Here is a 25740-nt window from a genome sequence, read left to right as displayed (position 1 = left end):
GAAACGCTGCCGATAGGCAACTGCGGCCTAGGAAGAAGCCCACTCCAACAACCGCTCGGCCGGCCAGGTATTGACGATCCGCTCGACTGGAATCTCGGCGTCCAGCGCCCGTTGCGCACCATAGCCGAGGAAGTCCAGTTGGCCGGGCGCATGCGCGTCGGTGTCGATGCTGAATACGCAGCCGATGTCGCGGGCAAGGTTGAGCAGGCGAGTCGGTGGATCGCGACGCTCCGGACGGGAGTTGATCTCCACCGCGGTGCCGTGGTCTCGACAGGCGGTGAAGACCTTCTCCGCGTCGAACTTGGATTCCGCTCTGATCCCCCGGTTGCCCGCAACCAGCCGGCCCGTGCAGTGACCGAGCACATCGGCCTGACCGTCGGAGACGGCGCGCACCATCCGTCGAGTCATCGCCGCGGCGTCCATCGCCAGCTTCGAATGCACGCTGGCCACTACGATGTCGAGGCGGTCCAGCAATTCCGGCTCCTGATCGAGGCTGCCGTCATCGAGGATGTCGACCTCGATCCCCGTGAGAATGCGCATCGGCGCGAACTGGTCGCGCAGCCCGTCGATGACGTCGAGTTGCTTGCGTAACCGGTCCGGTGACAGACCGTTGGCGATGGTCAGTCGCGGCGAGTGATCGGTCAACGCGCAGTATTCGTGTCCGAGAGATGCGGCAGTGGCCATCATCTCCTCGATCGGCGCGGACCCGTCCGACCAATTGGAATGCAGGTGCAGATCTCCGCGTAGCGCCGATCGAATCTCTCCCCCACCGAGATCTTGTGCCGCAGCACGCAATTCGGCCAGCTGGTCGGGCTCGCGGCCGGCCCACGCCTGCGCGATGACCTTCGCGGTCTTGGGCCCGATGCCCGGAATCGACTGCCAGCTGTTGGCCTGGCCGTGACGCTCGAGCGCGGCCTCGTCGAGGCGCTCGATGATGTCGGCGGCATTGCGATAGGCCATCACCCGCCGGGACTCCTGACGGCTCCGGTCCTTGTAATAGGCGATCTCTCGCAGTGCGGCTACCGGATCCATCAGAGCAACTGCTTGACGACGAAACCGGCCAGAACCACGGCGAATCCACCCATTTCGCCAACGATGAGCAGGGCCATGAACAAACCGGTACCCCGCACCGGATGCTCAAACTGGTTCTCAGTGTCGCGACGGGCCCCGTGGAAGATGTAACCGACGATGGCCGCGACGAAGAAGAAGACCGCCACCCCGGTCGCAGTGAGATTAACCCAGGTGGGCCAGGCGCTGAGCTCCACGAACACCGCGAACTGCATGGTCGCGAAGGCGTAGAGCAGCGCCGCGCGGTGCGCGATGTCGACGTAGACATGCGCTCGGTGGTCCTCGGTGACCATGATCTGGCGGTATTTCCACACCCCGAGGCCGAGCGCCAGCAGGAAGATCAGGCCGGCAGCCAACAGGGTGAGTTTGGTATCCATTCCTAGGGTCATCGCGACCTCGAGTTTACTGGGACAACAGCAACCCATAAGAATCGCGGCCTAATGTCGATGCCATGCGATTCGCGTTCAAAACCTCACCGCAGAACACCACGTGGCCGAACATGCTGTCCGTCTGGCAGGCCGCTGACGAGATCGATGTCTTCGAGTCGGGCTGGACGTTCGACCACTTCTATCCGATCTTCAGCGATTCCACCGGCCCCTGCCTCGAAGGCTGGACCACTCTGACAGCGCTGGCCCAGGCCACCAAGCGACTCCGGCTCGGCACCTTGGTCACCGGTATCCACTACCGCCACCCAGCAGTGCTGGCCAACATGGCCGCCACCCTGGACGTCATCTCCAACGGGCGACTCGAGTTGGGCATCGGCGCCGGCTGGAACGAAGAAGAGTCGGGTGCCTACGGAATCGAACTGGGCACCGTCAAGGAGCGCTTCGACCGGTTCGAGGAAGCCTGCCAGGTGCTGATCGGCCTGCTCAGCCAGGAGACGACCAGTTTCGACGGCAAGTTCTACCAACTCAAGGACGCGCGCAACGAGCCGAAGGGCCCCCAGCGGCCGCACCCTCCCATCGCTATCGGTGGCAGCGGTGAGAAGCGCACTTTGCCCATCACGGCGCGCTACGCGCAGCACTGGAATTTCGCCGGCGGCACGCCCGAGGAATTCGCCCGCAAGCGGGAAGTCCTGGCGGCGCGTTGCGCGGACATCGGCCGCGACCCCAAAGAGATCACCTTGTCGGCCCACCTGGGCCTGGGCGCAGATCTCAACTATGCGCAACTGATCGACAATGCTGCCGCGCTGGGAGCCGAGGGACTCGATCTCGGTATCGTCTACCTGGCGCCACCGCACGATCCCGCAGTTTTGGAGCCGCTGGCCGAGGCCATCCGCGAGTCCGGTCTGTTGAGCTGAGCAAACCACCAACCGGGCGGCGGCAAGGACCGCACTCCCCCGCGTCAGGTAGCTAGACGGCGAATCGCATCAGATCGGCTGCGGTGACCAGGCGCTCACTCCTGGCCGGGAACTCGCGGCTCTTCACCGGATGCCGAAGCAATGACCAGGCGATACGCGCCATCTTGGACTGGGGAACTGGGTTCATGTGCACGGTCATTACTCCTGCGATCGGTCCCTGCAACCTAGGCTCGAGGGCTACCCGACGTGCCCCTGGTGTGATCAAGCCCACAGTCAGCAATTAGACACCCTGGTAACGAGCAAACCCGCGACGACGCGCCGAAGTTTTATCAAATGTTTCAGATGTGACTGGTGTGGTTATACCCTGTCTAAGTCAACGGCGCGGCCGTCGGCTTGATCGGTGCTGGAAGCGCGCTGGAACCCATCAGATAGCGGTCCACGGCTGCCGCCGCGGCGCGACCTTCAGCAATCGCCCAGACGATCAGTGACTGGCCGCGCCCCATGTCGCCGGCCACGAACACGCCGGGCACCGAGGTGTCGAAGTCGTCGCCACGGCCAACGTTGCCGCGTTCGGTCAGCTTGACCCCAAGCTCGGTCAGTAGGCCAGGCTTTTCCGGACCGACGAACCCCATCGCCAGCAGCACCAAATCTGCCTCGAGTTCGAAGTTGGACCCGTCGACCTTGACGAACTTGCCGTCCTGCATCTGCACTTCGTGCACCTTGAGGGCGGTCACGTGGCCGTCTTCGCCGACGAACTCCTCGGTATTGACCGAGAAGATCCGCTCGCCACCTTCTTCATGCGCCGACGCGATCCGGTACATCAACGGGTAGGTCGGCCACGGGGTGGATGCGGCACGGGTTTCGGGCGGTCGCGGCATGATCTCAAACTGGTGAATGCTGGCCGCGCCCTGACGGTGCGCGGTGCCCAGGCAGTCGGCACCGGTGTCGCCGCCGCCGATGATGATCACCTTCTTGTCCTTGGCGGTGATGGGCGGCTCGCCGTCGGGCCCCAGCACGTCATCGCCCTCCTGCACCCGGTTACCCCAGGGCAGGTACTCCATCGCCTGGTGAATGCCGCCCAGATCGCGGCCCGGAATCGGCAGGTCGCGCCATGCGGTCGCACCACCGGCCAGCACCACCGCGTCGAAGTCGGCCAGCAACTGCTCGGCGGTGATGTCTTCACCCACATTGACGCCGGCCCGGAACTCGGTGCCCTCGGCCACCATCTGGTCCAACCGTCGATCGAGAATTCGCTTCTCCATCTTGAACTCCGGGATGCCGTAGCGCAGCAGGCCACCGATGCGGTCGTCCCGCTCGAACACGGTGACCTGGTGCCCGGCACGCGTGAGCTGCTGGGCCGCAGCCAATCCAGCCGGGCCGGACCCCACCACGGCGATCGCCCGTCCGGTCTCGCAGTGCGGCAGCACCGGTTCAACCCAGCCTTCATCGAACGCCTTGTCGATGATCTCGAGCTCGATCTGCTTGATCGTCACCGGATCCTGGTTGATGCCGAGCACGCAGGCCGGCTCGCAGGGCGCCGGACAGAGCCGGCCGGTGAAGTCGGGGAAATTGTTCGTGGCGTGCAGACGCTCGATCGCGTCACGGAAACGTCCCCTGCGGACCAGGTCATTCCATTCCGGAATCAGGTTGCCCAGTGGACAACCGTTGTGACAGAAGGGAATGCCACAATCCATGCACCGGGTTGCCTGATGTTGCAGGGCCCCGGTATCGAATTCTTCGTAGACCTCGTTCCAGTCTTTCAACCGCAGGTCAACGGGACGCCGCTTGGGCAGTTCCCGGTTGGTGTACTTCAGGAAGCCGGTCGGGTCAGCCATGAGCCGCCGCCATGATCGCCTTGTCGACATCCTGTCCGTCGCGCTCGGCATCGGCGATCGCTTGCAGAACCTTCTTGTAGTCCCGCGGCATCACCTTCACAAAGTGGCGCTGCTGATCCTGCCAATCAGTCAGAATGCGTTGGCCCACCGCGGAATCGGTGGCATCTACGTGAGCTTGAAGGGTGCCGTGCAGGTACTCCACATCGTCCTCTTCGAGGGCTTCGGCCGCGACCATCTCGGTGTTGAGATTGTCCGGCAACTTCTCGTCGGGGTCATAGACGTATGCCACACCTCCCGACATGCCGGCGGCGAAGTTGCGGCCGGTGGCGCCCAGGATGACCACCCGACCGCCGGTCATGTACTCGCAACCGTGATCTCCCACGCCCTCGACCACGGCGTGTGCTCCGGAATTACGGACCGCGAACCGCTCGCCGACCACGCCGCGCAGGTAAGCCTCGCCGCTGGTGGCACCGAACAGAATCACGTTGCCCCCGATGATGTTGTCTTCGGCGACATAGTCTTGCGGTGCCTTGTCGGACGGTCGCACCACGATCCGACCGCCGGACAACCCCTTTCCGACGTAGTCGTTGGCATCACCGTAGATACGCAATGTAATCCCCTTGGGCACAAAGGCTCCGAAGCTGTTGCCGGCCGAACCTTCGAACGTGATGTCGATGGTTCCGTCCGGCAACCCTTGGCCGCCATAGGCTTTCGTCACCTCGTGGCCGAGCATGGTGCCGACCGTGCGGTTGACGTTGCTGATCGTGGTGGAGAAGCGAACCGGCTTCTGCGAATCCAGTGCCTCGCGGCTCATCACGATCAACTGCTGATCGAGTGCCTTGTCGAGACCGTGGTCCTGACGCGAACTGCAGTACAGGTCCTGGTTCATGAACGCCGATTCGGGTTCGTGCAACACCGGAGTCAGGTTCAGCCGATGCGCCTTCCAGTGCGCACGCGCCAGGGTGGTGTCCAGTGCGCCCGCCTGGCCGACGGCCTCGTTGATGGTGCGGAAGCCTAACTGCGCCATGTATTCCCGGACTTCCTCCGCGATGTACATGAAGAAGTTCTCGACGAACTCGGGCTTGCCGGCGAACCGCTCGCGCAGCACCGGGTTCTGGGTTGCCACTCCGACCGGGCAGGTGTCGAGGTGGCAGACCCGCATCATGATGCAGCCGGCCACCACCAAAGGCGCTGTGGCGAAACCATATTCCTCGGCACCGAGCAGCGTCGCGATCATCACGTCGCGCCCGGTCTTGAGCTGGCCGTCCACCTGGACCACGATCCGGTCACGTAATCCGTTGAGCAGCAACGTCTGCTGGGTCTCGGCCAGGCCCAACTCCCAGGGCGCGCCCGCATGCTTCATCGACGTCATTGGGGTCGCGCCGGTCCCACCGTCGTGGCCCGAGATCAGCACCACATCGGCGTGGGCCTTCGAGACACCGGCGGCGACGGTGCCGACGCCGTTCTCCGAGACCAGCTTGACGTGCACCCGGGCGGACGGGTTCGCGTTCTTCAGGTCGTGGATCAGCTGCGCCAAATCCTCGATCGAATAGATGTCGTGGTGCGGCGGCGGTGAGATCAACCCGACGCCGGGCGTCGAGTGCCGCACCGAGGCCACCCACGGGTAGACCTTATGACCTGGAAGCTGGCCGCCCTCACCGGGTTTGGCGCCCTGAGCCATCTTGATCTGAATGTCGGTGCAGTTGGTCAGGTAGTGCGACGTGACACCGAACCGCCCCGAGGCAACCTGCTTGATCGCGCTTCGGCGCCAGTCACCGTTGGCATCAGGGTCGAACCGCTTGACGTTCTCGCCGCCCTCACCGCTGTTGGACCTGGCACCCAGCCGGTTCATCGCGATGGCGAGCGTCTCATGTGCTTCAGCCGAGATGGACCCGTAGCTCATCGCGCCGGTTGAGAAGCGCTTGACGATCTCGCTGGCCGGTTCGACCTCCTCGATCGGCACCGGCGGCCGCATGCCCGCGCGGAACTTCAACAGGCCGCGCAGCGATGCCACCCGCTCGCTCTGGTCGTCGACCAGGCGGGTGTATTCCTTGAATACCTTGTACTGCCCGGTGCGGGTGGAGTGTTGGAGCTTGAAGACGGTCTCCGGGTTGAACAAGTGGTATTCGCCCTCGCGGCGCCACTGGTACTCCCCACCGACCTCGAGTTCGCGGTGCGCGCGCTCGTCGGGCCGGTCCAGGTAGGCCAGCGCGTGCCGGGCCGCCACATCGGTGGCGATGTCGTCGAGGGTGATACCACCCGTGGGACAAGCCAACCCGGTGAAGTACTCGTCGAGCACCTCTTCGGAGATGCCGACCGCCTGGAACAACTGCGCGCCGGTGTAGGACGCCAAAGTCGAAATGCCCATCTTGGACATGACTTTCAGGACGCCTTTGCCCGCGGCCTTGATGTAGTTGTTCAGTGCCTTGGTGCGAGCGACACCGTCGATGACGCCCCGGTCGAGCATGTCCTCGATCGACTCGAACGCCAGGTAGGGGTTGACGGCAGCGGCGCCACACCCGACCAGCATCGCCATGTGATGCACCTCGCGCGCGTCACCGGACTCGACGACGAGTCCCGCGTGGGTACGTGTGCGTTCCCGCACCAGGTGGTGGTGCACCGCGCCGACCGCCAGCAGTGACGGTATCGGCGCCCACTCCTCGTCGGAGTGACGGTCGGACAGAATGATGATCCGCGCACCGCCGGCGATTGCCGCGGACGCCTGGGCACGCACCTCGTCCAACGCGGCAGCCAGGCCGGCGCCACCCTCGGCCACCCGGTACAGGCAGCGAACAACCTCCGAACGCATGCCATGCGGGCGTCCGTTGACCTCGTCCTCGGGGTTGAGGTTGATCAGCTTGGCGAGTTCGAAGTTGCGCAGGATCGGCGTCAACAACGTGATCTGGTGGCAAGAGGTCTCGTCCGGCGTGAGCAGGTCACGCTCGCCACCAGTGGTGCCCTGCAAGCTGGTCACCACCTCCTCGCGGATGGCGTCCAGGGGCGGGTTGGTCACCTGAGCGAACAGTTGCTGGAAGTAGTCGAAGAGGATCCTCGGACGCTTCGACAGCACGGCGATCGGAGTATCGGTGCCCATCGACCCGAGTGCCTCGGCGCCGGTGCGCACCATCGGGGCGACCAGCAGGTTGAGTTCCTCATAGGTGTAGCCGAACGTCAGCTGCCGGGTGACGAGCCGGTGGTGCGGCATCCGGGTGTACTTGTTGGCCGGCAGCTTGTCGATCGGCACCAACCCGTTGTCGAGCCACTCCTGATAGGGGTGCTCGGCAGCCAGATCCGCCTTGATCTCCTCGTCGGCGACGATGCGACCCTGCGTGGTGTCCACCAGAAACATCCGGCCGGGCTGCAATCGCATCCGCTTGACCACCGTGGACGGGTCGAGGTCGAGCACACCGGCCTCGGACGCCATCACGACCAAGCCGTCCTCGGTGACCCAGATCCGAGACGGGCGCAAGCCGTTTCGGTCGAGCACGGCTCCGACGATGGTGCCGTCAGTGAACGTGATCGAGGCCGGGCCGTCCCATGGCTCCATCAACGACGAGTGGTACTGGTAAAACGCCCGCTGCGCGGGGTCCATTGTTTCGTTGCGTTCCCACGCCTCGGGAATCATCATCAGCACCGCGTGCGGCAGACTGCGGCCGCCGAGGTGCAACAGTTCGACTACTTCGTCGAAGCGCGCCGTGTCAGAAGCGCCCGGGGTGCAGATCGGAAAGAGCTTCTCCACGTCGTCTTCCGAACCGAAGACGTCGGTCTTGATCAAGGCCTCGCGAGCCCGCATCCAGTTCTCGTTGCCGGTAACCGTGTTGATCTCGCCGTTGTGCGCAACTCGGCGGAACGGGTGCGCCAATGGCCAGGACGGAAAGGTGTTGGTGGAGAACCGCGAGTGCACGATACCCAGTGCGCTGGCCAGCCGGTTGTCCTGCAGATCGAGGTAGAAAGCCTTGAGCTGCGGCGTGGTCAACATGCCCTTGTAGACGAAGGTCTGGCCGGACAGGCTCGGGAAGTAGACGGTCTCGCGCCCCGGCCCATCTTGGCCCGGGCCCTTGGTGCCGAGCTCGTGCTCCGCCCGCTTGCGGACGATGTATGCGCGGCGTTCCAGCGTCATGCCGGATGCGCCAGCGATGAACACCTGGCGGAAGGTTGGCATCGCGTCACGGGACAACGCGCCCAGTGACGAGTCGTCGGTGGGGACATTGCGCCAACCGAGCACCTGCAGACCCTCGGACTCAGCGATCTTCTCCACCGCGGCACACGCCGCGGCGGCGTCCTTGGCCGACTGCGGCAGGAATGCGATGCCGGTGGCGTAGCTACCCGCCTCGGGCAGCTCGAAGTCCACCACCTCACGCAGGAACGCATCAGGGACCTGGATCAGAATGCCCGCGCCGTCACCGCTGCGAGGTTCGGCGCCGGCCGCACCTCGATGCTCGAGGTTGACCAGTGCGGTGATCGCCTTGTCCACAATGTCGCGGCTCCGCCGGCCGTGCATATCGACGACCATGGCAACCCCGCACGAATCATGTTCGTATGCGGGGTTATACAGCCCAACGCGCTCGGGCGCCATACCCACCTAACCCTTCAGCAGACTTTCTGCACGGCCGCTTTGCGGATCGACTTTGCGGATCGACGAGGCCGCACCCGGAGGTTGCGGGCTGTGCCCCTTCGGTCTCGTCGATAGGCTGTCCGCCAAGCGGAGATAATCCGGCCAGGGGTTCGTCCGTGCAGCATTGAACGGTAGCCCTGAACCTGGTTCCGACAAGTCATAAAACGATATGACAAAACCCGCCTGACATGCCAACTTACTAATACTAACCCGCGAACTGGCACCGTCGTAAATTCGCTGTTACTAGCGATTGACGGCCGTGAGACATGGCGTAGCGTCGCGGGCGATTTTGCCAGCGTATCGGCGCAGAATCCGAGGAAGACGGCCCGGATCCGGAATCGGAGAAATTTGCTGAAGCCGCAGATCAAGCTGCGCTCCGCAACGCATTCCGAGCCCGCGGTGTCGGCCACGCTGACAACTTAGGCCGGAATAATGCGTGGCAGCACAGCCGCCGGAATCGACGGCCGGCGCGCTCGCGCTGTCACGGATGGCACCGCACCGGTCGCACGCGTTAGTTTGCACAATTCTAAAGAGACTCTAAAACTGCCCGGGTCCCGCTCGGCGACGCATCGAACCCCGTCCGAGTAGATGAACCGGTGACCGATACTGGACAACAGCGTCCGGTGTCGGTCGACAAATCGTGGGGTTCATCACCCCGGGTTACGCGCAGTCGGCCGCAGTCGTGTCAGTCGAGTCGCCTTTTGGATCCGAGGAGCCCATGAACGAGCCCCAAGAATTCCTGCGGAACCGGGTGCGCCCCGATCAGCCGCGTCCGGCGGCCCCGCGTTCGCCCGACCCACGGCCCGCAGCCCAACCGCCCGGCGGCGCGCCGCCTGCACCGCCTGCACGTCCCACGCCGCCGGGTCCTCCACCGGGGCCCGCGGGTCACCCGCCACGTCCCGCGCCGCCGCCGCGCGCGGAAGCACCCCCACCTCGCGCGGAAACGCCACCACCGCCTCGTGCTGAAGCACCGCCGCCCCCGCCGGTGCACGCGCCGCCACCACCCGTTTACAAGCCAGCACCACCACCCGTTTTCAAACCACCACCTCCGCCACCACCGGTTCAGGCATCACCGCACCCGGGGCCGCCCCCGCCAACCCCGCCTCTCCCACCGGCCGGCGCCGAGGTGGAACCCCGTGCAAACGTGCCGCCGCATCTGCCGCCAGCACCGCGCCCGTACCCGATGACCCCGCCCTCTCACTTCCCACCAGCTCCGATGACCCCCGCACCGCCACGGGCCGATGCCCCGCCGGCGCCGGGTTCCTGGACTTCGGCTCCGGCGAACGTACGCCCCGGAGGGCAACCCACCGATCGCGGTTGGCGACGCATGGTGCGGGCAGCCACTTTCGGACTGGTCAACCCCGGCCCGTCCGCCGCGCAACGCGATGCCGCCCAGTTCGAGGCAGCGATACGCACCGCCCTACACGGCAACCATAAGGTCGGTGTGCTCGGCAAAGGTGGTGTCGGGAAGACGTCCGTATCCGCCAGCGTCGGCTCGATCCTCGCCGAGTTACGCCAGCAGGACCGCGTCGTCGCCATCGACGCGGACACCGCGTTCGGTCGGCTGAGCAGCAGGATCGATCCACAAGCCACCGGATCGTTCTGGGCGCTCACCGCCGACAAGAACCTGCAATCGTTCGCCGACGTGACCTCTCGCGTCGGCAGCAACTCAGCCGGCCTCTACGTCCTGGGCGGTGAGCCGGCGTCGGGTCCGCGCAAGGTTCTCGACCCGGCGATCTACCGGGAAGCCGCGTTACGGCTGGACCGGCACTTCGCGATCTCGGTCATCGACTGCGGTTCCACGATGGACGCGGGGGTCACCCAGGAAGTGCTGCGCGACCTGGATGCGCTCATCGTGGTGTCCTCGCCGTGGGCCGATGGCGCAGCCGCCGCTGCCAAGACCGTCGAGTGGTTGTCTGACCACGATCTCGGTGATCTGCTGCAACGCAGCGTCGTGGTGCTCAACGACTCCGACGGCCACGCCGATAAGCGCACCCGCGCACTGTTGGCGCGCGAATTCGTCGATCACGGGCAATCAGTCGTCGAGGTGCCGTTCGACCCACACCTGCGACCCGGCGGAGTGATCGACGTGACCCGGGAGATGGCTCCGGCGACGCGGCTCAAGTTCCTGCAGATCGCTGCCACGATCACCGGATTTTTTGCGTCGCGACCCGCCGAGGCTCCGCGCCGCCAAGACGGTGACCGATCCCCGCGCTAGTGGCTCGTGGGTAGCCCGACCAGGGTGAGGATGTGGTGGGCTGTCGAGCCTGGTGGGGCGATCAAGCCCAGCGCGACGCCCTGATTTTGCGCCAAAGCATAGGCGTCTGCGAGGACGCGGACCGCTGCCGAACCGAGGTGGGTGACCAGACTCAGGTCGATGTCCAGGGGACGCGTCCCGGACTGGCTTTCGCCAGCGATGCGTCCGGCCAGCAACGGTGCGTGCAGCGCATCGACATCCCCTCCGATGATCACCAGCCCGTCGGGCTCGGTATGGAGATCGAAGTTGTTGGCGCGCGATGGCTGCTGCCCGGGGAGCCCGATCATCGGGTCGGTGACAAGGCGAGCAGGCCTACTCAGCGGATACGCAATTTCTGCTCGGGTGCCGTCGCTACCTCGGATCACCCGCGCGCCCTCGATCAGAGTCCTCGCCATGGACAGTCCCCGACTGTGGCGATTCGCATTCGGAGGTTTCCACTCGCCCCGATCGGCGACGGAAATGCGCAGCGTCGCATCCCGGTCCAGTACCGCCTCGACAGTCACCGATCCGCTGCCGCCCGCATAGGCGTGGTCTACCGCGTTGTCGACGTACTCAGATACTGCGTGTTCGATCACGATCACATCCGCCGCGTCAGCGCCCAAGTCGGCCAACCAATCGCGCAGTCGAGTCCGCACCTGCGACGTCGCCGTTGGATTCGCGGGCAAGGACAGGTGCAGCGGCTGGGCAGCCGAAGTACGTTGGGCCGCAAGCAGAGTGACGTCGTCGCCATAGCCGCCGTCGCGTAGCAATAGTTCCAACGCCTGGCTGCACAGCCGATCGACCGGACGTTGGGCAATGCCGGTCCGAAATCCCCCGCCGGCCAAGATGCCGGCAGCGACGTCGGCGAACTCGGCAATACTCTCGGTCAACTGCCGTTGCGGTCGCTCGATCAAGCCATCGGTATAGAACAAAACCGTATCGCCAACCTCGAGAAGATCGGCCTTGGCGACATGCGGGATGCCGCTGCCCAACGGCCCGCCACCGGAAGGCTCGGCATATCGCGGTTCACCGTCGCTGACCATCAGCGGCGGCGGGTGACCGGCGGTGCAGTACTCGAAGACACCGGTCTCGCTGTCTAGACGGCCGATGCATATGGTGGCCGATCGGGCACCGCGCACGTGTTTGCTGAACCCCTCGACAACGTTCATGGTTTCAGCGACGGACTTGCCGGACAGCACTTGCAGCCGGGTGGCGGTACGCAACTGCGCCATCACAGCGGCGGCGTCGACCCCATGACCGACCACATCACCCACTACTAGAAACAGCGCGCCGTCATCGGTGGCGATCGCATCGAACCAATCTCCGCCGGCCGCGCTGTCCTCAGCAGCCACCAAGTACTCCGCGGCGATGTCGAACCCGGGCAGCACCGGCACAGACGGCGCCAGCAACGCCTGCTGCATCACCGTCGCCGACGTGCGCACCTGCTCATAGCGTTGCGACATCTCGGAGGCACGGGCATTCGCGGCCGCCCTTTCCCGCACCCGGTCGCCGACCTCCTGAAAAAGGGCTTGGATGCCATCGATCATTCCGTCGTCATTGCGGCGAGGGGTCACAATCGCATCAACAAAAAACTCGTGCACCGTCCCCGACCCGTCGAAGTCCAACTCGACGCGCCAGTCTCGCTTCTCCTGCTGCTCACCGGTCGCGAAGACGCGATCCAACATCTCGAAGGTGAACTGCCCGAGCACTACTTCCGGGAACACGTCTCGAACGGGTTGTCCTATAAACCCCAGTTTCGGGAAGACTGCCCGGGAAGTCGCGTTGACGGCAATGATTCGGTGCTCAGGCCCCCGAAAAGCAACCGTCATAGTGGGCAGGCTGTCGAAGACCCGCCGGACGTCGTCGGCGCGGCCGACCAATCTGTCCCAGTCCATAGGTGAAGGCATTATCGTCCTCAGCGTAATTTGTCGTCGACGTAAATCAAGGTGCAAATCACGCGGCAAACCCCAGGTCCCAGGACTATGGCCAACGCGTCGCTATCCCACTAATGGCTGGTCGGCAGTCCGACCATGGTGAGGATATGGTGGGCTGTCGAGCCCGGCGGGGCGATCAGGGTCAACCGGGCCCCTTGAGCGCTCGCGAGTGCATGGGCATCAGTGAGGACGCGGACCGCCGCGGAACCGAAATGGGTCACCAGACTCAAGTCGATATCGAGGGGGATCGTCCCGGCTTGGCTTTCACCGGTGATGCGCCCGGATAGCAACGGCGCGTGCAGCGCGTCGACATCTCCGCCAATGATCATCAGGCCGTCGGGCTCGATATGAACGTCGAATTCCGTGCCGTGTGAAGTTTGCTGGCCGGAGTTACCGATCATCGGGTCGGTCACAAGCCGCGCGGGCCTACTGAGCGGATACGACATCTCTGCCCGGGTGCCGTCGTCGCCATGGATAACCCGCGCTCTCTCGACGAGGGAACTCGCCATGGACAGGCCACAACCCGAGCGACCCTCATCTGGCAATCTCCACTCACCTTTATCGACCACCGATAAGCGCAATGTCGCATCCCGGTCCAGTGCCGCCTCGATAGTGACCGGACCACCGCCGCCTGCATAGGCGTGCTCCACGGCGTTATCGATGTACTCCGACGCGGCGTGCTCGACAACGATCACGTCTGCGGCGTCGGCGCCAAGCTCGGCTAACCAATCGCGTAGCCGGGCTCGCACCCGGTACGTCGCGTCCACATCCGCGTCGACCGTCATATTCAGCGGCTCGGTAGCCGAAGTGCGTTGCGCGGCAACCAACGTGACATCGTCGCTATAGCCGCCGTCGCGCAACAGCACCTCCAGCGTCTGACTACATAGCCGGTCGATCGGACGCGCTGGACCACGGCTGCGAAATCCTCCGCCGGCCAGAATGCGGGTAGCGACGTCGGCGAACTCCGCGATGCTGCTGGCCAATTGCCGTTGCGGTCGCTCGATCAAGCCGTCGGTATAGAACAGCACGGCATCGCCCACCTTGAGAAGTTCGGTCTTGGCGACGTGCGGGATTCCGCTGCCCAGCGGCCCGCCGCCGGAAGGCTCGGCATACCGTGGCTCTCCGGCGCTGATCAGCAGCGGGGGTGGGTGACCAGCGGTGCAGTACTCGAAGACACCGGTCTCGCTGTCGAGGCGCCCCATGCACATGGTGGCCGATCGGGCACCGCGCACGTGCTTGCAGAAACCTTCGACCACATCCATGGTTTCGGTGACGGACTTGCCGGAAAGCACTTGCAGCCGGGTGGCGGTTCGCAACTGCGCCATCACCGCGGCGGCCTCGACCCCGTGACCGACCACGTCACCCACCACCAGAAACAGCGCCCCGTCATCGGTGGCGATCGCATCGAACCAGTCACCGCCGGCGGCAGTGTCCTCAGCAGCCACCAGATACTCGGCTGCGACATCGAACCCGGGCAGCACCGGGACCGACGATGCCAGCAACGCCTGCTGCATCACCGTCGCCGACGTACGCACCTGCTCATAGCGCTCCGACATCTCTTCAGTACGGGCCTCGGCATCCGTGCGCGCCCGTACCCGCTCGGTCGCATCTTGAAAGAGAGCCTGAATGCCGTCGATCTCGCCGTTGTCGTCGTGGCGGGCGGTGACGATCGCGTCGACGAACATCTCATGCACACCTCCCGAGCCGTCCAGGTCCAACTCGACGCGCCACTCCCGTACCTCGTGTTGCTCACCGGTCTCGAAGACTCGGTCGAACATCTCAAAAATGTATTGGCCGAGAACTTCAGGAAAGGCCTCTCGACAGGGTTGCCCGATCGTCTTCAACTTCGGGAAAAGCGCACGACAGTACTCGTTCATCGCGATGAACCGGTGCTCCGGCCCACGGAATGCCGCGGCAATGGTCGGCATGCGGTCAAACACACGTCGGACATCGTCGGCGTTACCCACGACACGGTCCCAGTCGATCTGTGCAGGCATGATGGTCCCCAAAGTATCCATTGCGGACGCTTAACAAACCTAAAGCTATCAAATCGACGGCGAACCGTATCTGCCAGTACGCGGAATGCACCCCTGGGCGGATCGGCCCCTGTAAGCGGACCTGGTGCGGGAACCCTATAACCGATTTGCCAGCTGCCCTCTGATCCCGCTCCGAGGCCGCGCAGCAAATTGGTGACCACCGGCCGCGCACCGTCGTTGACCCACAACAGCCGCAGCGCTGATGGCGCCGGGACGGCGAACTGATCGACTGCGAATAACCGTGGCGCCACCGCTCATATCTGTCGGCGGCCGCTTAACGGTGGCACGCTAGTGCGGCGACCGTTCCCGGCACTAACCGCGACAGCGCGAGAGATCACCGAGTCTCTCGCGCTGTCGATGGTGGAGTCGCCGGTCATGCCGACTGGGCGTTGATCCTCTCCCGCACCGAGTAACCGTTGCGCTCGGCCAGCGAGCGCAACTGATTCAGCGCGAAAGCCCGCGCACGTCCGGATTCGGGGATGACCACGCCGGCCCAAAGCCCTTCAGCACCAGGCGCTTCGGCAGCCTCCTTTGCGCACGCCCAACGGCGCGGGCAGGCCCGGCATAGCGCCTTCGCCCCCTCATCGGGTGCTGTCGTCCAACGATCGGGGTCTTGCGTGCAAGCGCCCTGAAAAAATCCCTGCTGAACTGTTGCGGTCATGGTTCTCATCCCTACTGAAGCGTTGCAGCTGTCGCGTTCGCTATCTGTTACGGTAGATCGCTCGCCGTGGCGTCGCAACGGTTCTGCGTTCTACAACTGTTGTTTGCACTTCCCGAAGTGTATCGATTCGGGGACAGTTCGCTGCAGTTCACAGGGAATCTTCAGTTGCTCTTACGCAACCGTACAGAGATGAGCTGGGATTTTAAGGAAATCGACCACTTTCCCTTAGGATTCGACGGGCGAAAAACTGAAGCACTTGGAGCCGATCCACCTCCGACCGAAGCACCAAGAGTCAGCCAAACCGTTGCACAAACCGTTGCGCTAAGCGTGTCGCCGCAGCCTGCTGGCTAGTTGCAGGCCGATCTGGAGCAGGTGCGGGGCCGCACATATGTGCGGCTCCATCGACGACCCGCGACCAACTTGCTGCGCCCGTGCCTGCCGGCCCGCTGGGGCCGGAGGGCCTCAACGCAACTCAGTCGGTGAGTTCGTACGGCGCTCACGGGAGTGCAGCCAGCTGCGACCGCAATTTGCGCCGCGATAGCCGAGCAATCAAACGCGCAATCCCGTCATTGCGGGCAGCGCCGCGAGAGTCGCAGCTGGATCCAAGCTTTCCCAGCAACGCCAGTCCCGGCTCGGATCGACCGCTGCGCACCTGGATAGCACCCACGTGGGTCAGTACCGATCCATTGTGCGGGCTATGCAAGATTCCTCGAGGAACGAGTAACGCTTCGGGATCCCGAGATGTGACTGCGGACTGCTCCGACGGTCCGGCGCATTCTTCGCGTCCTGGGAACCGCGGTTCGAATTGGTCTCACCACGGCGTTTCGCCCCCACCATTAGCTTCTCTCCTGACTTTGCTCGAAAGGTATGCCCCGACTGTGCTATCTCGAGCAGCCGCTGACATCGGCCGGAGAGCGTAAATTCGCCCCGCTGGGGTCGTAGATTTTGCTGATACGACTCGACGTCGTACGCACTTTGGCTGAAGTTTCGGGCAACGCCGGGTCGGAGCTGGCTAACATGAGCAGATTGAACGGAGGCGAGCCAACCATGTGGCCGGAACTGGAGCGTGAGCAAGTTGCTGCCTACTGGCACCGTGACGCTGCTGATGGCAGACATAGAGGGGGCGGCACGGCTGCGGCACAGGCAGTTCGGACGGACAGCTGAAGCTATCGCGCGACTCGACCGCGCACTCGCAGATGCCGTCGTAGCTCATGGTGGGGTGGGGCCGGTCCTTCAGGAGGAGAACGACAGCTTCGTTGTCGCATTCGCATCCGCGGCGGGCGCAGTGTCGTGCGCGCTGGAGTTGCAGCAGGCATTGCTTGCGCCGATTCGGCTATGCATAGGCATCCACACCGGTGACGTACAGCTGGGAGACGAGAATCAGTACACCGGCCCGACCGTCTGCCGTAGCGCGCGCCTGCGCGAACTTGCCCACGGCGGACAAACGTTGCTGTCAGCCACTACCAGCAATATCGTCATTGACCAGCTTCCGCCGGATGCCTGGTTGGTCGACTGCGGATCTCAGCCCTTACGCGGTCTTCGGCGCCCGGAACGGGTAGCGCAGCTGTGCCACCCTGCGGTTGGTTGCGATTTTCCGCCGTTTCGCCAAGCCAACCAGTGTGGAGCAAATAATCTGCCGGTCCAGCTCGCAAACTTCGTGGGCCGCGCGCAGGAGTTAGCACAGGTAATCAGGCTCGTCACCGAGAACCGCCTGGTAACGCTGATCGGCACAGGCGGCGTCGGCAAGAGCAGGCTTGCCGTTGAAGCCGCTGGGCGACTGGCTTCGCACTTTGCTGACGGCCTGTGTTATGTCGACCTGGAGTCGGCAACCGATGCTGATGTCGTGCCGACATTGATAGCTCGCGAACTAGGCCTGCCGGATAAGCCAGGTTCCTCGACGGCAAATACGTTGTTGCGGTACCTCTCTGAGCGGGAAATGCTTATCGTTGCGGACAATTGCGAGCACCTACTCGACGGTGGCGCGTCACAAATCAATGCCCTGTTGAGCAGTTGTCCCCGCGTGACAGTCCTTGCTACCAGCCGGGAACCCGGAAAGGTGGCGGGCGAGGTGACGATGCCGGTGCCATCGCTGTCGGCGGGAGATGCGATGGCGCTATTTGTCGATCGGACTCGTCTTGCGCAGCCGGACTTCTCGGTTGACGAAGGCAACCGTGCAATTGTGCGCCAGCTCTGCCGACGGCTGGACGGCATTCCGCTGGCGATTGGCCTGGCCGCAGCACGAGTGCGGTCGCTGTCATTGTCCGAGATCATGGCGGGGCTCGATGATAAAATTCGCCTCCTGACGGGCGGTGAGCGCACGGCGCTGCGCCGCCATCGGACGCTCCGGGCCTCGCTTGACTGGTCGCACAGTTTATTGAGCGAACACGAGCGAATTCTGTTTCGCCGCCTTGGGGTGTTCGTCGGCGGGTTCGATCTTCCCGCGGTCCAGAATGTGGCAGGCACCGGTGACTTGCCCCCGGCCCAGGTGCTGAACGAGCTAACCCATCTGGTGGATAAGTCGCTCGTGCTCGCCGATAGCTCACAGGGCCGCACGCGGTACCGGCGGCTCGAGGGAGTGGGTCAGTACGCGATGGAGAAGCTCAAAGAGGCGGGCGAGACCGAGACTATCCGTGATCGCTTCCGCGACTACTACCTGGCACTTGCCGCTCGGCTCGACTCTCCCGGAACCGCTGACTATCAACAGATCCTCGAACAGGTCGAATTCGATACCGAGAATCTGCGCGCAGTATTTAAGCGCTGCCACGAAAACGCCGATTTCGAGTCGGCACTAATTCTGACCTCGTCGCTCCAGCCGCTGTGGCTCGGCCAGGGGGGCATTCACGAGGGTCGCACCTGGTTCGATTCTGTCCTGAGTAACCCAACCTCCGACCATGTCCAGCTGGCCGCGCCAATCCGCACCCGCGCCATGGCCCATAAGGCCGTGCTCGACCTATTTGCAGGTGAGAGAGGAAGTCTGGATCAGGCGCAAGAAGCTTTAGCGCTCGCACGCCACGTCGGAGACCCTGCGCTGTTAAGCCAAGTGCTGAGCACCTGCGGTTTGATTGCCGGTTTCAGCTATCAGATCGATGCGGCTGGTCGGTATTTCACCGAGGCGACCGACATCGCCAGGACACTAGACCAGCAAAGGCTACTGAGCCAAATACTTAGCTGGCAGAGCACTGCCGCTGTCATGCTGGGCGACACGGCGAAAGCCCGTATCGCGGGCAGTGAGGGACGCGACCTCGCGGACGAGATCGGGGATCGTGCCGGCTCGAGTCAGTGCCGTTTGAGCCTGGCGTTTGCGCAGTTGTGGCACGGAAATACGGCTACCGCTGTTACGCAATTCGGTGAGTTGGTGGAAAGGGCACAGGGCGCCAAGGGTGGGGTCCTTAAGCCGCTTTGCCTAAAAGGACTGGGTGATGCTCTTGCCTACCAGGGGGAGGTTAGCGCCGCTCGAGCCGCGGGAGAGGCTGCCGTCGAGGGTGCCCGCGAAATCAGCGAATACTTCTTGGGCCTTGGTTATGCGACTTTGGTGGTAGTAGCGCTGGCCGATGGTGACGTTGAATCCGCGCAAGAAGCCAGTAGGACGGTTTGTCGCGAGCTAAGTTTTGACAACGAGATGCCGGACTATTGGCGCTCCACCGAGGCGCAGATTTCTTTGGCGAGAGGAGATCTCAGTGAAGCGCGTCGCTACGCCGACGAGGCCGTCTCGGTGCTGACAGGGTGGCACCTTGCGCTGGCACTCACCACTCGTGCCCGCGTCGCCACGTCAGAGGGCGACCTGGACCAGGCCTGGCGGGACGCTCATGAAGCGCTGAGATGCGCGGTCGATGAGGAAGCGCACCACTGTATTCCGGACATCCTGGATTGCCTCGCTCGCCTCGCCGTAGAGCAACGCAGCTACCGCGAGGCGGCCCGTCTGTTCGGTGCGGCAGAGGCAAAGCTTCACCGCATGGGGGCGACTCGGTTCAAAGTGCATGACTCGAGCTATCAGGAGTCGACGACTGCGCTGCGTGCCGCAATGAGCGACGAAGAATACGACGGCATGTGGGCCGCTGGCGCCGCTCTATCCACCAAGGAAGCCATCAACCACGCTCAAAGCGGTCTGGGAGAGCGCAGAAGAGCTACGAGTGGCTGGGAGTCACTCACGCCGGCTGAACGAGAAGTGGTGAGTTTGGTCGGCGACGGCCTGTCGAATAAGGACATCGCTGCCCAGCTATTCGTATCGCCCCGCACGGTGCAGACGCACCTCACCCACGTGTACGCCAAGCTCGAGCTGAACTCCCGCGTTCAATTAGCCCAGGAGGCTACTCGGCACAGTTGATCAATTCGCGGTAGGCCTCGACAAGCCTGACCGGATGCCGGCCTTCCCGGTGATGGACATTCAGCGAGTAAATTGCCGTATCCCAGCAAGAATGCTCCTACCGCCTTTGCCCCTGGATAAAGTAAGGGCGTCTATTTAGGCCTTCGCCCGCAGGAAAGCCTTCCCAGCCGCCTCTAGCCGACCCGCGAAATTGGTGCGGAGGTTGGGCCGTGACGGTTGTTAACATCGAAACCTAGCTATGTGGGAGGAACAATTGTCAACCTTCGCTCAAGCTGCCGCGATCGTCAACGGCCTGCTCGGGCTTGGTGGGAACGGCGCTGGCCCATTCATTGAATCTGATGGCGACCCTCATCCCGCTCCCGAACAACTCGCCGCCACCACAATCGGAATGACCGGCAACGCGGCCAGCGTAAGCGGCGGCGCCGCTGGTGGGATGATGACCAGAACTGCTTTGAACGCTGACAGAGCCCGACTGACCGCTCAGAGCACAGCCCTAAAGAAACAGCTGAAGCTAGATACAGAAGCGTTCAATGCTGCGAATTATACATTTTGCAGCAAATCGCAGACTCGTGACAATTTCCACGAAGCCGCCGCGGCTATGTACGATGACTGGCGTGCTAATCCGGCGTCGGATCGGTTGGCGCGGGAGACAGAGGTAGCCCGCAGACAATGCCTAACCTCGGCAAATGAGCAGTACGCCGCTTGGACCGAGTACGGCCAAAAAGCAAAAACCGTAGACGCGACTCGTTCCGCGCAACGCATAGTGGACGACGAAATGGCGAGTTTGAAAAACGAATCTGCTGCTGAATTTGGCTTGAGTGTTATTTTGGCGGCGTTGTCGGTGGTGGAGTTTTTGGAGTTGACGGTGGGTTTTGGCACGCCGTTTGATGGGCAGTGCTTTGAGGCTGGTGCGGCGGAATTCGTTGAGATGGATCAGGTGTTGGCGGCCGGGTCGGCCGGTCAGCGCTGGGAAGGTGTCGCCTCGGACTGCTACAGCCGACAGAACACGTGGCATCGCAACCGGGCAACTGCGATGGCGCAGGCGGATCAGTCGCTGGCGGCGATCGCCCGCAATCAGGGCTCCTGGGTGGACCATGCTCAAGTAGTACTGGGGGCTGATGCGACCCTGCTGGGGATGGCACTGGCTGTCGAGGTGGCGCTGTATGTGTCGCCGGAGGCGGGGCCGGTGTGTAGCAGGTGGTTCGCCTACACCGCAGCGGGCCTGGGGGTGGCGGCCGCGGTCGGCATCGTTAGTACCGTCTTGGCGTTCTCGGTTCAAAACGGTCAACAAGCCGACGCGTTGGCCGGCTACTACGCCCAACTCGGCACCGGTAGAAGCAGCGCCCCCAATCCGGACACGGCACAGGTTGGCGCAGCCAGCCGCACGAGCGTCACGCGCGCGACGGAAGTCCCGACCACCACCGCAGACCCAAACACCGGCGCGCCGTCGGAGACCGCGACGGTGGCGAGCGCCGATCACCGGGAAACTTCAGCGCCCACGGCTGCTGTTCGCGCGGTCCCGCCGGTAACGACCAGCTCGCTCTCCCCAGCTCCGGTGCCGTCCAGCGCTCCATTGGCAGCACCGCCACTGACCCAGCTGATGCGATTGACAAACCCCCCGGCCACCGCTCACTCCGACCCCATCAACACCGCGCCCCGCCCCACGTCCTCGGCGACACCGGCCACTCATCGATCACCGGCGTCCGCCCAACCGCCAACCGAAGACACCGCGTCACAAGAAGTGTTCGATACCACCGATACTGGCGCGTCGACTATGGGCGCCACCTCAGTCACGGTGCTAGCGACCACCGTATGCACGGTAGCTGCGTCGCGGGCAGGCGATGGCTCGACGATGCCCTCGCGGAAACGGTGAGCCACCTGGTCCAAGCGCAGCGATTACCCGAGTTCAGGCGGCGCAGGTAGGGCCCGCGAAATTGGTGCCGAGGGCGGGCCTCGGAGGTTGTTAGCATCGAAACCTAGCCAAGGGGAGAAATTGTCAGTCTTCGCTCAAGCTGCCGCCATCGTCAACGGCCTGCTCGGGCTTGGCGGAAACGGCGCCAGCCCATTTATTAAAGCTGACGGCGGCCCTCATCCCACCGCTGAACAGTCCGCGGCCACCGCAATCGGTATGTCCGGCAACGCGGCCAGCGTGAGCGGCGGTGCAGCTTTCGGGATTATGAGCAGAACTGCCACTGGCGTGTACAAGAACCGACTAGCAAATGAATGCGTCGCCCGAGCAGGCCAGCTCGAGGCAAGTGACGCGGCATTGAAGCAAGCGTTTGATAACTTCCGAAGTAAGGAATTGGCCGCTAGTGCGGCCGGAGGCTCCTATACCGAGACGACGCAAAAATGGCTGGCGAACTCCTCATCAGATGATCTTCGAGCCAACGTGAGCGATGCCGGCCAAAGGTCTGCTGCAGCAAACCAAGAAATGTTTGACGCCCGGCAGGAATACGTCCAGAAGCAAACGCAGCACGACGATATGCTTGAGACGCAAAGAAAAGCGAAGAAAAAGTTGAAGAGGTTAGACGAAAGTCCCTCTCCTGCTGAATTCGGTTTGAGTGTTATTTTGGCGGCGTTGTCGGTGGTGGAGTTTTTGGAGTTGACGGTGGGTTTTGGCACGCCGTTTGATGGGCAGTGCTTTGAGGCTGGTGCGGCGGAATTCGTTGAGATGGATCAGGTGTTGGCGGCCGGGTCGGCCGGTCAGCGCTGGGAAGGTGTCGCCTCGGACAGCTACAGCCGACAGAACACGTGGCATCGCAACCGGGCAACTGCGATGGCGCAGGCGGATCAGTCGCTGGCGGCGATCGCCCGCAATCAGGGCTCCTGGGTGGACCATGCTCAAGTAGTACTGGGGGCTGATGCGACCCTGCTGGGGATTGCACTGGCTGTCGAGGTGGCGCTGTATGTGTCGCCGGAGGCGGGGCCGGTGTGTAGCAGGTGGTTCGCCTACACCGCAGCGGGCCTGGGGGTGGCGGCCGCGGTCGGCATCGTTAGTACCGTCTTGGCGTTCTCGGTTCAAAACGGTCAACAAGCCGACGCGTTGGCCGGCTACTACGCCCAGCTCGGCGCCGGTAGAAGCAGCGCCCCCGATCCGGACAGGGCACAGGTTGGCGCAGCCAGCCGCACGAGCGTCAGGCGCGCGACGGAAGTCTCGACCACCACCGCAGACCCAAACACCGGCGCGCCGTCGGCGACCGCAGTGTCGGCGGGCGCCGATCACCGGGAAACTGCGGAGCCCACGGCTGCTGTTCGCGCGGTCCCGCCGGTAACGACCAGCCCGCTCTCCCCAGCTCCGGTGCCGCTCAGCGCACCATTGGCAGCACCGACACCGGCCCAGCTGATGCGATTGACAAACCCCCCGGCCACCGCTGCCGCTCACCCCGACCCCATCGACACCGCGCACCGCCCCACGTCCTCGGCGACACCGGCCACTCATCGATCACCGGCGTCCGCCCAACCGCCAACCGAAGACACCGCATCACAAGAAGCACTGGGTGCCGTCCGCGATGCCAGCCCGGGAGTACCCGGTGCGCGTCGCCTGCCCGCCGCGCACACCGCCGACGCCGATATCCCACTCACCCTTCATCGTTCGCGGGCTTGATCGATCGATTCGTCGGGCATGCGACGTTGGGTCCTTAGGTGCGCCACCCACCCCAGCGCACGGCCAAAATAGTGCGGATGCCCGGCAGTGGGTGGTGCTACGGTTTTTTGAGACGCTTTGCAACGGCCACTACGTGCTGTTGAGCGGTGATGATTTCGCCGTTCCGACCCCACTGAGTTGCCGGTCAGCATTCTTGCGGGCAGAAACGAGCGAATTGCAAAGTTAGGCACCTGGGATGGTGGTACATGGATTTTCACACTGTATTTATGGAGATTAAGCGATGTCTATTCTAGCTGAGGCGACCGCGATTATCAGCGGATTGTTGGGGCTCGGGGGCAATACCGCTGGCCTGTACATGGACATAAACGGGCAGCAGCCAGCCACCGCTGACCACACCGCAGCTTCGGCCTTTGGTTTGACTAGCAATGCAGCTGGCACCATCGGCGGATCAACAGTGGGCATTTTGAGCGCCAGAAGCCTGCCTGCGCTCTTGGCTGCAGAAAAAGCATGCGAAACAGCCACAAATACCGCTCGGCAAAGGCTGGATGCCGCTTCTTTGACGCTCGACCGCGCGCAATTCGACCAAGGATTCGCGTCGGAAAAGTTTAAGGTCGCAAAAGCGGACGTGCGTGATATGCACACGCAGCAGGAATTTCGCCGGTGGCAGAACCCAACCACGGGGAACGCAAAGTGGCAATTCGAAGATTTACCGGATCGGACCAAAGCAGCCATTCGTGAAACGACGAACGAACTCAACCGCAAGAACGACACACTTAAGCAGGCGACTAACGAGTTCAATAAGCACGAGGGTAACTACGAACACGCCAAACAAGCCCAACAAGCCCAACGAGCCCAACGCGAGCGGGCTGATCAAAATTTAAGTGTGATTTTGTGGGCGTTGTCGGTGGTGCAGTCGTTGGAGTGGACGTTGGGTTGTGGGGCTCCGTTCGATGGGCAGTGTTTTGAGGCTGGTGCAGCGGGATTTGTGCGAGTGGGTGAGGTGACGGCGGCCGGGTTTGCTGCTCAGCAGTGGGAAAGTGTTGCTGCTGATGGCTACGACGGGCAGAACAGTTCGCAGCGCAACGACGCTGATGCGGCGGCGCAGACGGATCGGTCGTTGGCTCAGATTGCCGCTAATCAGGGGGTGTGGGTGGATCATGGCCGGCTGGTGTTGGGCGTAGATGCGACGCTGTTGGGAATTGCCCTCGCTGTGGAAATGGCGCTGTCGGTGTCGCCGGAGGCCGGACCGGTGGTGGCGAAATGGTTCGCGCGTAGCGTGGCCGGTCTTGGGGTGGCGGCTGCGTCGGCGATGGTGGCCGCGGTGTTGGCGTTCTCGTTCCAAAATGCTCAAGCTGTTGACGCGTTGGCCAGTGGCTACGACCGGCTGGGTGCCGGCGGGGCCACTGCGGGTAGTACGGACGTTGCAGCGCTGGGTGTTGCTGGATCTACGACGGTCGCGCCTGCGTCGGAGGTGCCCATCACCACCCCGGATTTTCAATCCGCCTCACCCCGAGGCCCCGTCGCAGCGGCAGCCTCCGATCCCTACTTTGCCCCGAAACCCACCTCGGCACCCGCCGCCGGCGATGGTGCAACGTCTCGGGTATCTACCGGCCCGGCGTTTCCGGCGCAGGTCGGGTTCATCGCAGCGGCTGCAGAATTAGCGTCGGTCCCACTGGACGAGGACGGCTCGATTCTTCGGACCACCGCACCTGCGGCACTGAGACCCAGTGGCGCATCAATTTCCGTCACCCCGAAGGCCCGGACGTCTGTCAGCGACACGGCGTCACCGGCTGCGCTGGCCGAAACCAGCCGCGCCTCCAATACGGGCGCCACCGCCGGCACCACTTCTACCTTGCGAGCACCTACCCACACCCCCGCGGCCGCCAGCGGAGAATCTGCGGCACCCGCATCACTGCCCGCCGAGGCGTAAGCCATCCCGCCCTGTGCTCGCCGATGCCTCTGAGCCGCAACAGTTTTGGGTCGTATCACAGAGCGCAGCCCGACAATGCCACGCACCATCCGAGCGCACCTGACACCGACGGCGCAGCCAAGGCACACTCGGCAGGCTCACCCAACTGAAGTTGGAGCCGCTCCGTACAACTCTCGCAATCGCGGCCTGAGAGTCAC

The 25740-nt window shown here is 63.6% G+C and carries 14 protein-coding genes; 6 read left to right on the top strand and 8 right to left on the bottom strand.

Features of this window, described 5'->3' with window-relative positions; genetic code table 11:
* Positions 1 to 27 precede the first annotated feature (27 nt).
* Both ACZY1I_RS26450 and ACZY1I_RS26445 read right to left on the bottom strand, forming a co-directional pair.
* Positions 28 to 1032, bottom strand: a complete 1005-nt coding sequence (locus ACZY1I_RS26450; RefSeq protein ID WP_463759434.1) for a PHP domain-containing protein — start codon at positions 1030 to 1032, stop codon at positions 28 to 30.
* Entirely contained in the window at positions 1032 to 1493 is a 462-nt protein-coding gene (locus ACZY1I_RS26445) for a hypothetical protein (RefSeq protein WP_463759432.1), read from the bottom strand. Before ACZY1I_RS26445 ends, ACZY1I_RS26450 begins: the two co-directional genes overlap by 1 nt.
* Positions 1494 to 1519: 26 nt before the next feature.
* Between ACZY1I_RS26445 and ACZY1I_RS26440 the strand changes: the two genes are divergently transcribed.
* The gene (locus tag ACZY1I_RS26440) at positions 1520 to 2368 is read left to right on the top strand and encodes an LLM class F420-dependent oxidoreductase (RefSeq protein ID WP_463759429.1); all 849 of its coding nucleotides are present in this window, start codon (positions 1520 to 1522) and stop codon (positions 2366 to 2368) included.
* 52 nt (positions 2369 to 2420) lie between these two features.
* On the opposite strand, the gene ACZY1I_RS26435 is transcribed toward ACZY1I_RS26440, so the two are convergent.
* The 3 genes from ACZY1I_RS26435 to gltB form a co-directional block, all read right to left on the bottom strand.
* Positions 2421 to 2555 carry a hypothetical protein gene (locus tag ACZY1I_RS26435; protein ID WP_463759427.1) on the bottom strand — a complete coding sequence of 45 codons (135 nt, stop codon included), beginning with the start codon at positions 2553 to 2555 and terminating at the stop codon, positions 2421 to 2423.
* Positions 2556 to 2736: 181 nt separating this feature from the next.
* Positions 2737 to 4203, bottom strand: a complete 1467-nt coding sequence (locus ACZY1I_RS26430; RefSeq protein WP_463759425.1) for a glutamate synthase subunit beta — start codon at positions 4201 to 4203, stop codon at positions 2737 to 2739.
* On the bottom strand, positions 4196 to 8779 hold the full coding sequence (gene gltB / locus ACZY1I_RS26425) for a glutamate synthase large subunit (RefSeq protein WP_463759423.1): 4584 nt from the start codon (positions 8777 to 8779) through the stop codon (positions 4196 to 4198). The genes ACZY1I_RS26430 and gltB overlap by 8 nt, the downstream gene beginning before the upstream one ends.
* A 1165-nt stretch (positions 8780 to 9944) precedes the next feature.
* Between gltB and ACZY1I_RS26420 the strand changes: the two genes are divergently transcribed.
* Positions 9945 to 11036 carry a MinD/ParA family ATP-binding protein gene (locus ACZY1I_RS26420; protein ID WP_463759421.1) on the top strand — a complete coding sequence of 364 codons (1092 nt, stop codon included), beginning with the start codon at positions 9945 to 9947 and terminating at the stop codon, positions 11034 to 11036.
* On the opposite strand, the gene ACZY1I_RS26415 is transcribed toward ACZY1I_RS26420, so the two are convergent.
* The 3 genes from ACZY1I_RS26415 to ACZY1I_RS26405 form a co-directional block, all read right to left on the bottom strand.
* Positions 11033 to 12961, bottom strand: a complete 1929-nt coding sequence (locus tag ACZY1I_RS26415) for a SpoIIE family protein phosphatase (RefSeq protein ID WP_463759417.1) — start codon at positions 12959 to 12961, stop codon at positions 11033 to 11035. The genes ACZY1I_RS26420 and ACZY1I_RS26415 overlap by 4 nt on opposite strands.
* A gap of 98 nt (positions 12962 to 13059) precedes the next feature.
* Positions 13060 to 14985: a SpoIIE family protein phosphatase gene (locus tag ACZY1I_RS26410; RefSeq protein WP_463759415.1), complete on the bottom strand. Its 1926-nt coding sequence runs from the start codon at positions 14983 to 14985 to the stop codon at positions 13060 to 13062.
* Positions 14986 to 15397: 412 nt separating this feature from the next.
* On the bottom strand, positions 15398 to 15685 hold the full coding sequence (locus ACZY1I_RS26405) for a WhiB family transcriptional regulator (RefSeq protein WP_463759413.1): 288 nt from the start codon (positions 15683 to 15685) through the stop codon (positions 15398 to 15400).
* Positions 15686 to 16751: 1066 nt separating this feature from the next.
* On the opposite strand from ACZY1I_RS26405, the gene ACZY1I_RS26400 reads away from it, so the two are divergent.
* From ACZY1I_RS26400 to ACZY1I_RS26385, 4 genes are all read left to right on the top strand, one after another.
* Entirely contained in the window at positions 16752 to 20009 is a 3258-nt protein-coding gene (locus ACZY1I_RS26400) for a helix-turn-helix transcriptional regulator (RefSeq protein WP_463759411.1), read from the top strand.
* 814 nt (positions 20010 to 20823) lie between these two features.
* Positions 20824 to 21882 (top strand): EspA/EspE family type VII secretion system effector, encoded by a 1059-nt coding sequence (locus ACZY1I_RS26395; protein ID WP_463759408.1) that lies wholly within the window; start codon positions 20824 to 20826, stop codon positions 21880 to 21882.
* Between the two features lie 684 nt (positions 21883 to 22566).
* Positions 22567 to 23613 (top strand): EspA/EspE family type VII secretion system effector, encoded by a 1047-nt coding sequence (locus ACZY1I_RS26390; RefSeq protein WP_463759406.1) that lies wholly within the window; start codon positions 22567 to 22569, stop codon positions 23611 to 23613.
* A gap of 883 nt (positions 23614 to 24496) precedes the next feature.
* Positions 24497 to 25543, top strand: coding sequence for an EspA/EspE family type VII secretion system effector (locus ACZY1I_RS26385; protein WP_463759402.1), 1047 nt, complete (start codon positions 24497 to 24499; stop codon positions 25541 to 25543).
* The last annotated feature ends 197 nt before the right edge of the window (positions 25544 to 25740 follow it).

It is taken from the genome of Mycobacterium sp. IDUB_37 (genome assembly GCF_055419245.1).
This window is presented reverse-complemented; position numbering and strand designations above follow the sequence as displayed.

Excerpts from the sequence above, each read along its gene's own strand:
- ACZY1I_RS26450 (WP_463759434.1), bottom strand. The coding sequence starts at position 1,032 with ATGGATCCGGTAGCCGCACTGCGAGAGATCGCCTATTACAAGGACCGG.
- ACZY1I_RS26445 (WP_463759432.1), bottom strand. The coding sequence starts at position 1,493 with ATGGGTTGCTGTTGTCCCAGTAAACTCGAGGTCGCGATGACCCTAGGA.
- ACZY1I_RS26440 (WP_463759429.1), top strand. The coding sequence starts at position 1,520 with ATGCGATTCGCGTTCAAAACCTCACCGCAGAACACCACGTGGCCGAAC.
- ACZY1I_RS26435 (WP_463759427.1), bottom strand. The coding sequence starts at position 2,555 with ATGAACCCAGTTCCCCAGTCCAAGATGGCGCGTATCGCCTGGTCATTG.
- ACZY1I_RS26430 (WP_463759425.1), bottom strand. The coding sequence starts at position 4,203 with ATGGCTGACCCGACCGGCTTCCTGAAGTACACCAACCGGGAACTGCCC.
- gltB (WP_463759423.1), bottom strand. The coding sequence starts at position 8,779 with ATGGCGCCCGAGCGCGTTGGGCTGTATAACCCCGCATACGAACATGAT.
- ACZY1I_RS26415 (WP_463759417.1), bottom strand. The coding sequence starts at position 12,961 with ATGCCTTCACCTATGGACTGGGACAGATTGGTCGGCCGCGCCGACGAC.
- ACZY1I_RS26410 (WP_463759415.1), bottom strand. The coding sequence starts at position 14,985 with ATGCCTGCACAGATCGACTGGGACCGTGTCGTGGGTAACGCCGACGAT.
- ACZY1I_RS26405 (WP_463759413.1), bottom strand. The coding sequence starts at position 15,685 with ATGACCGCAACAGTTCAGCAGGGATTTTTTCAGGGCGCTTGCACGCAA.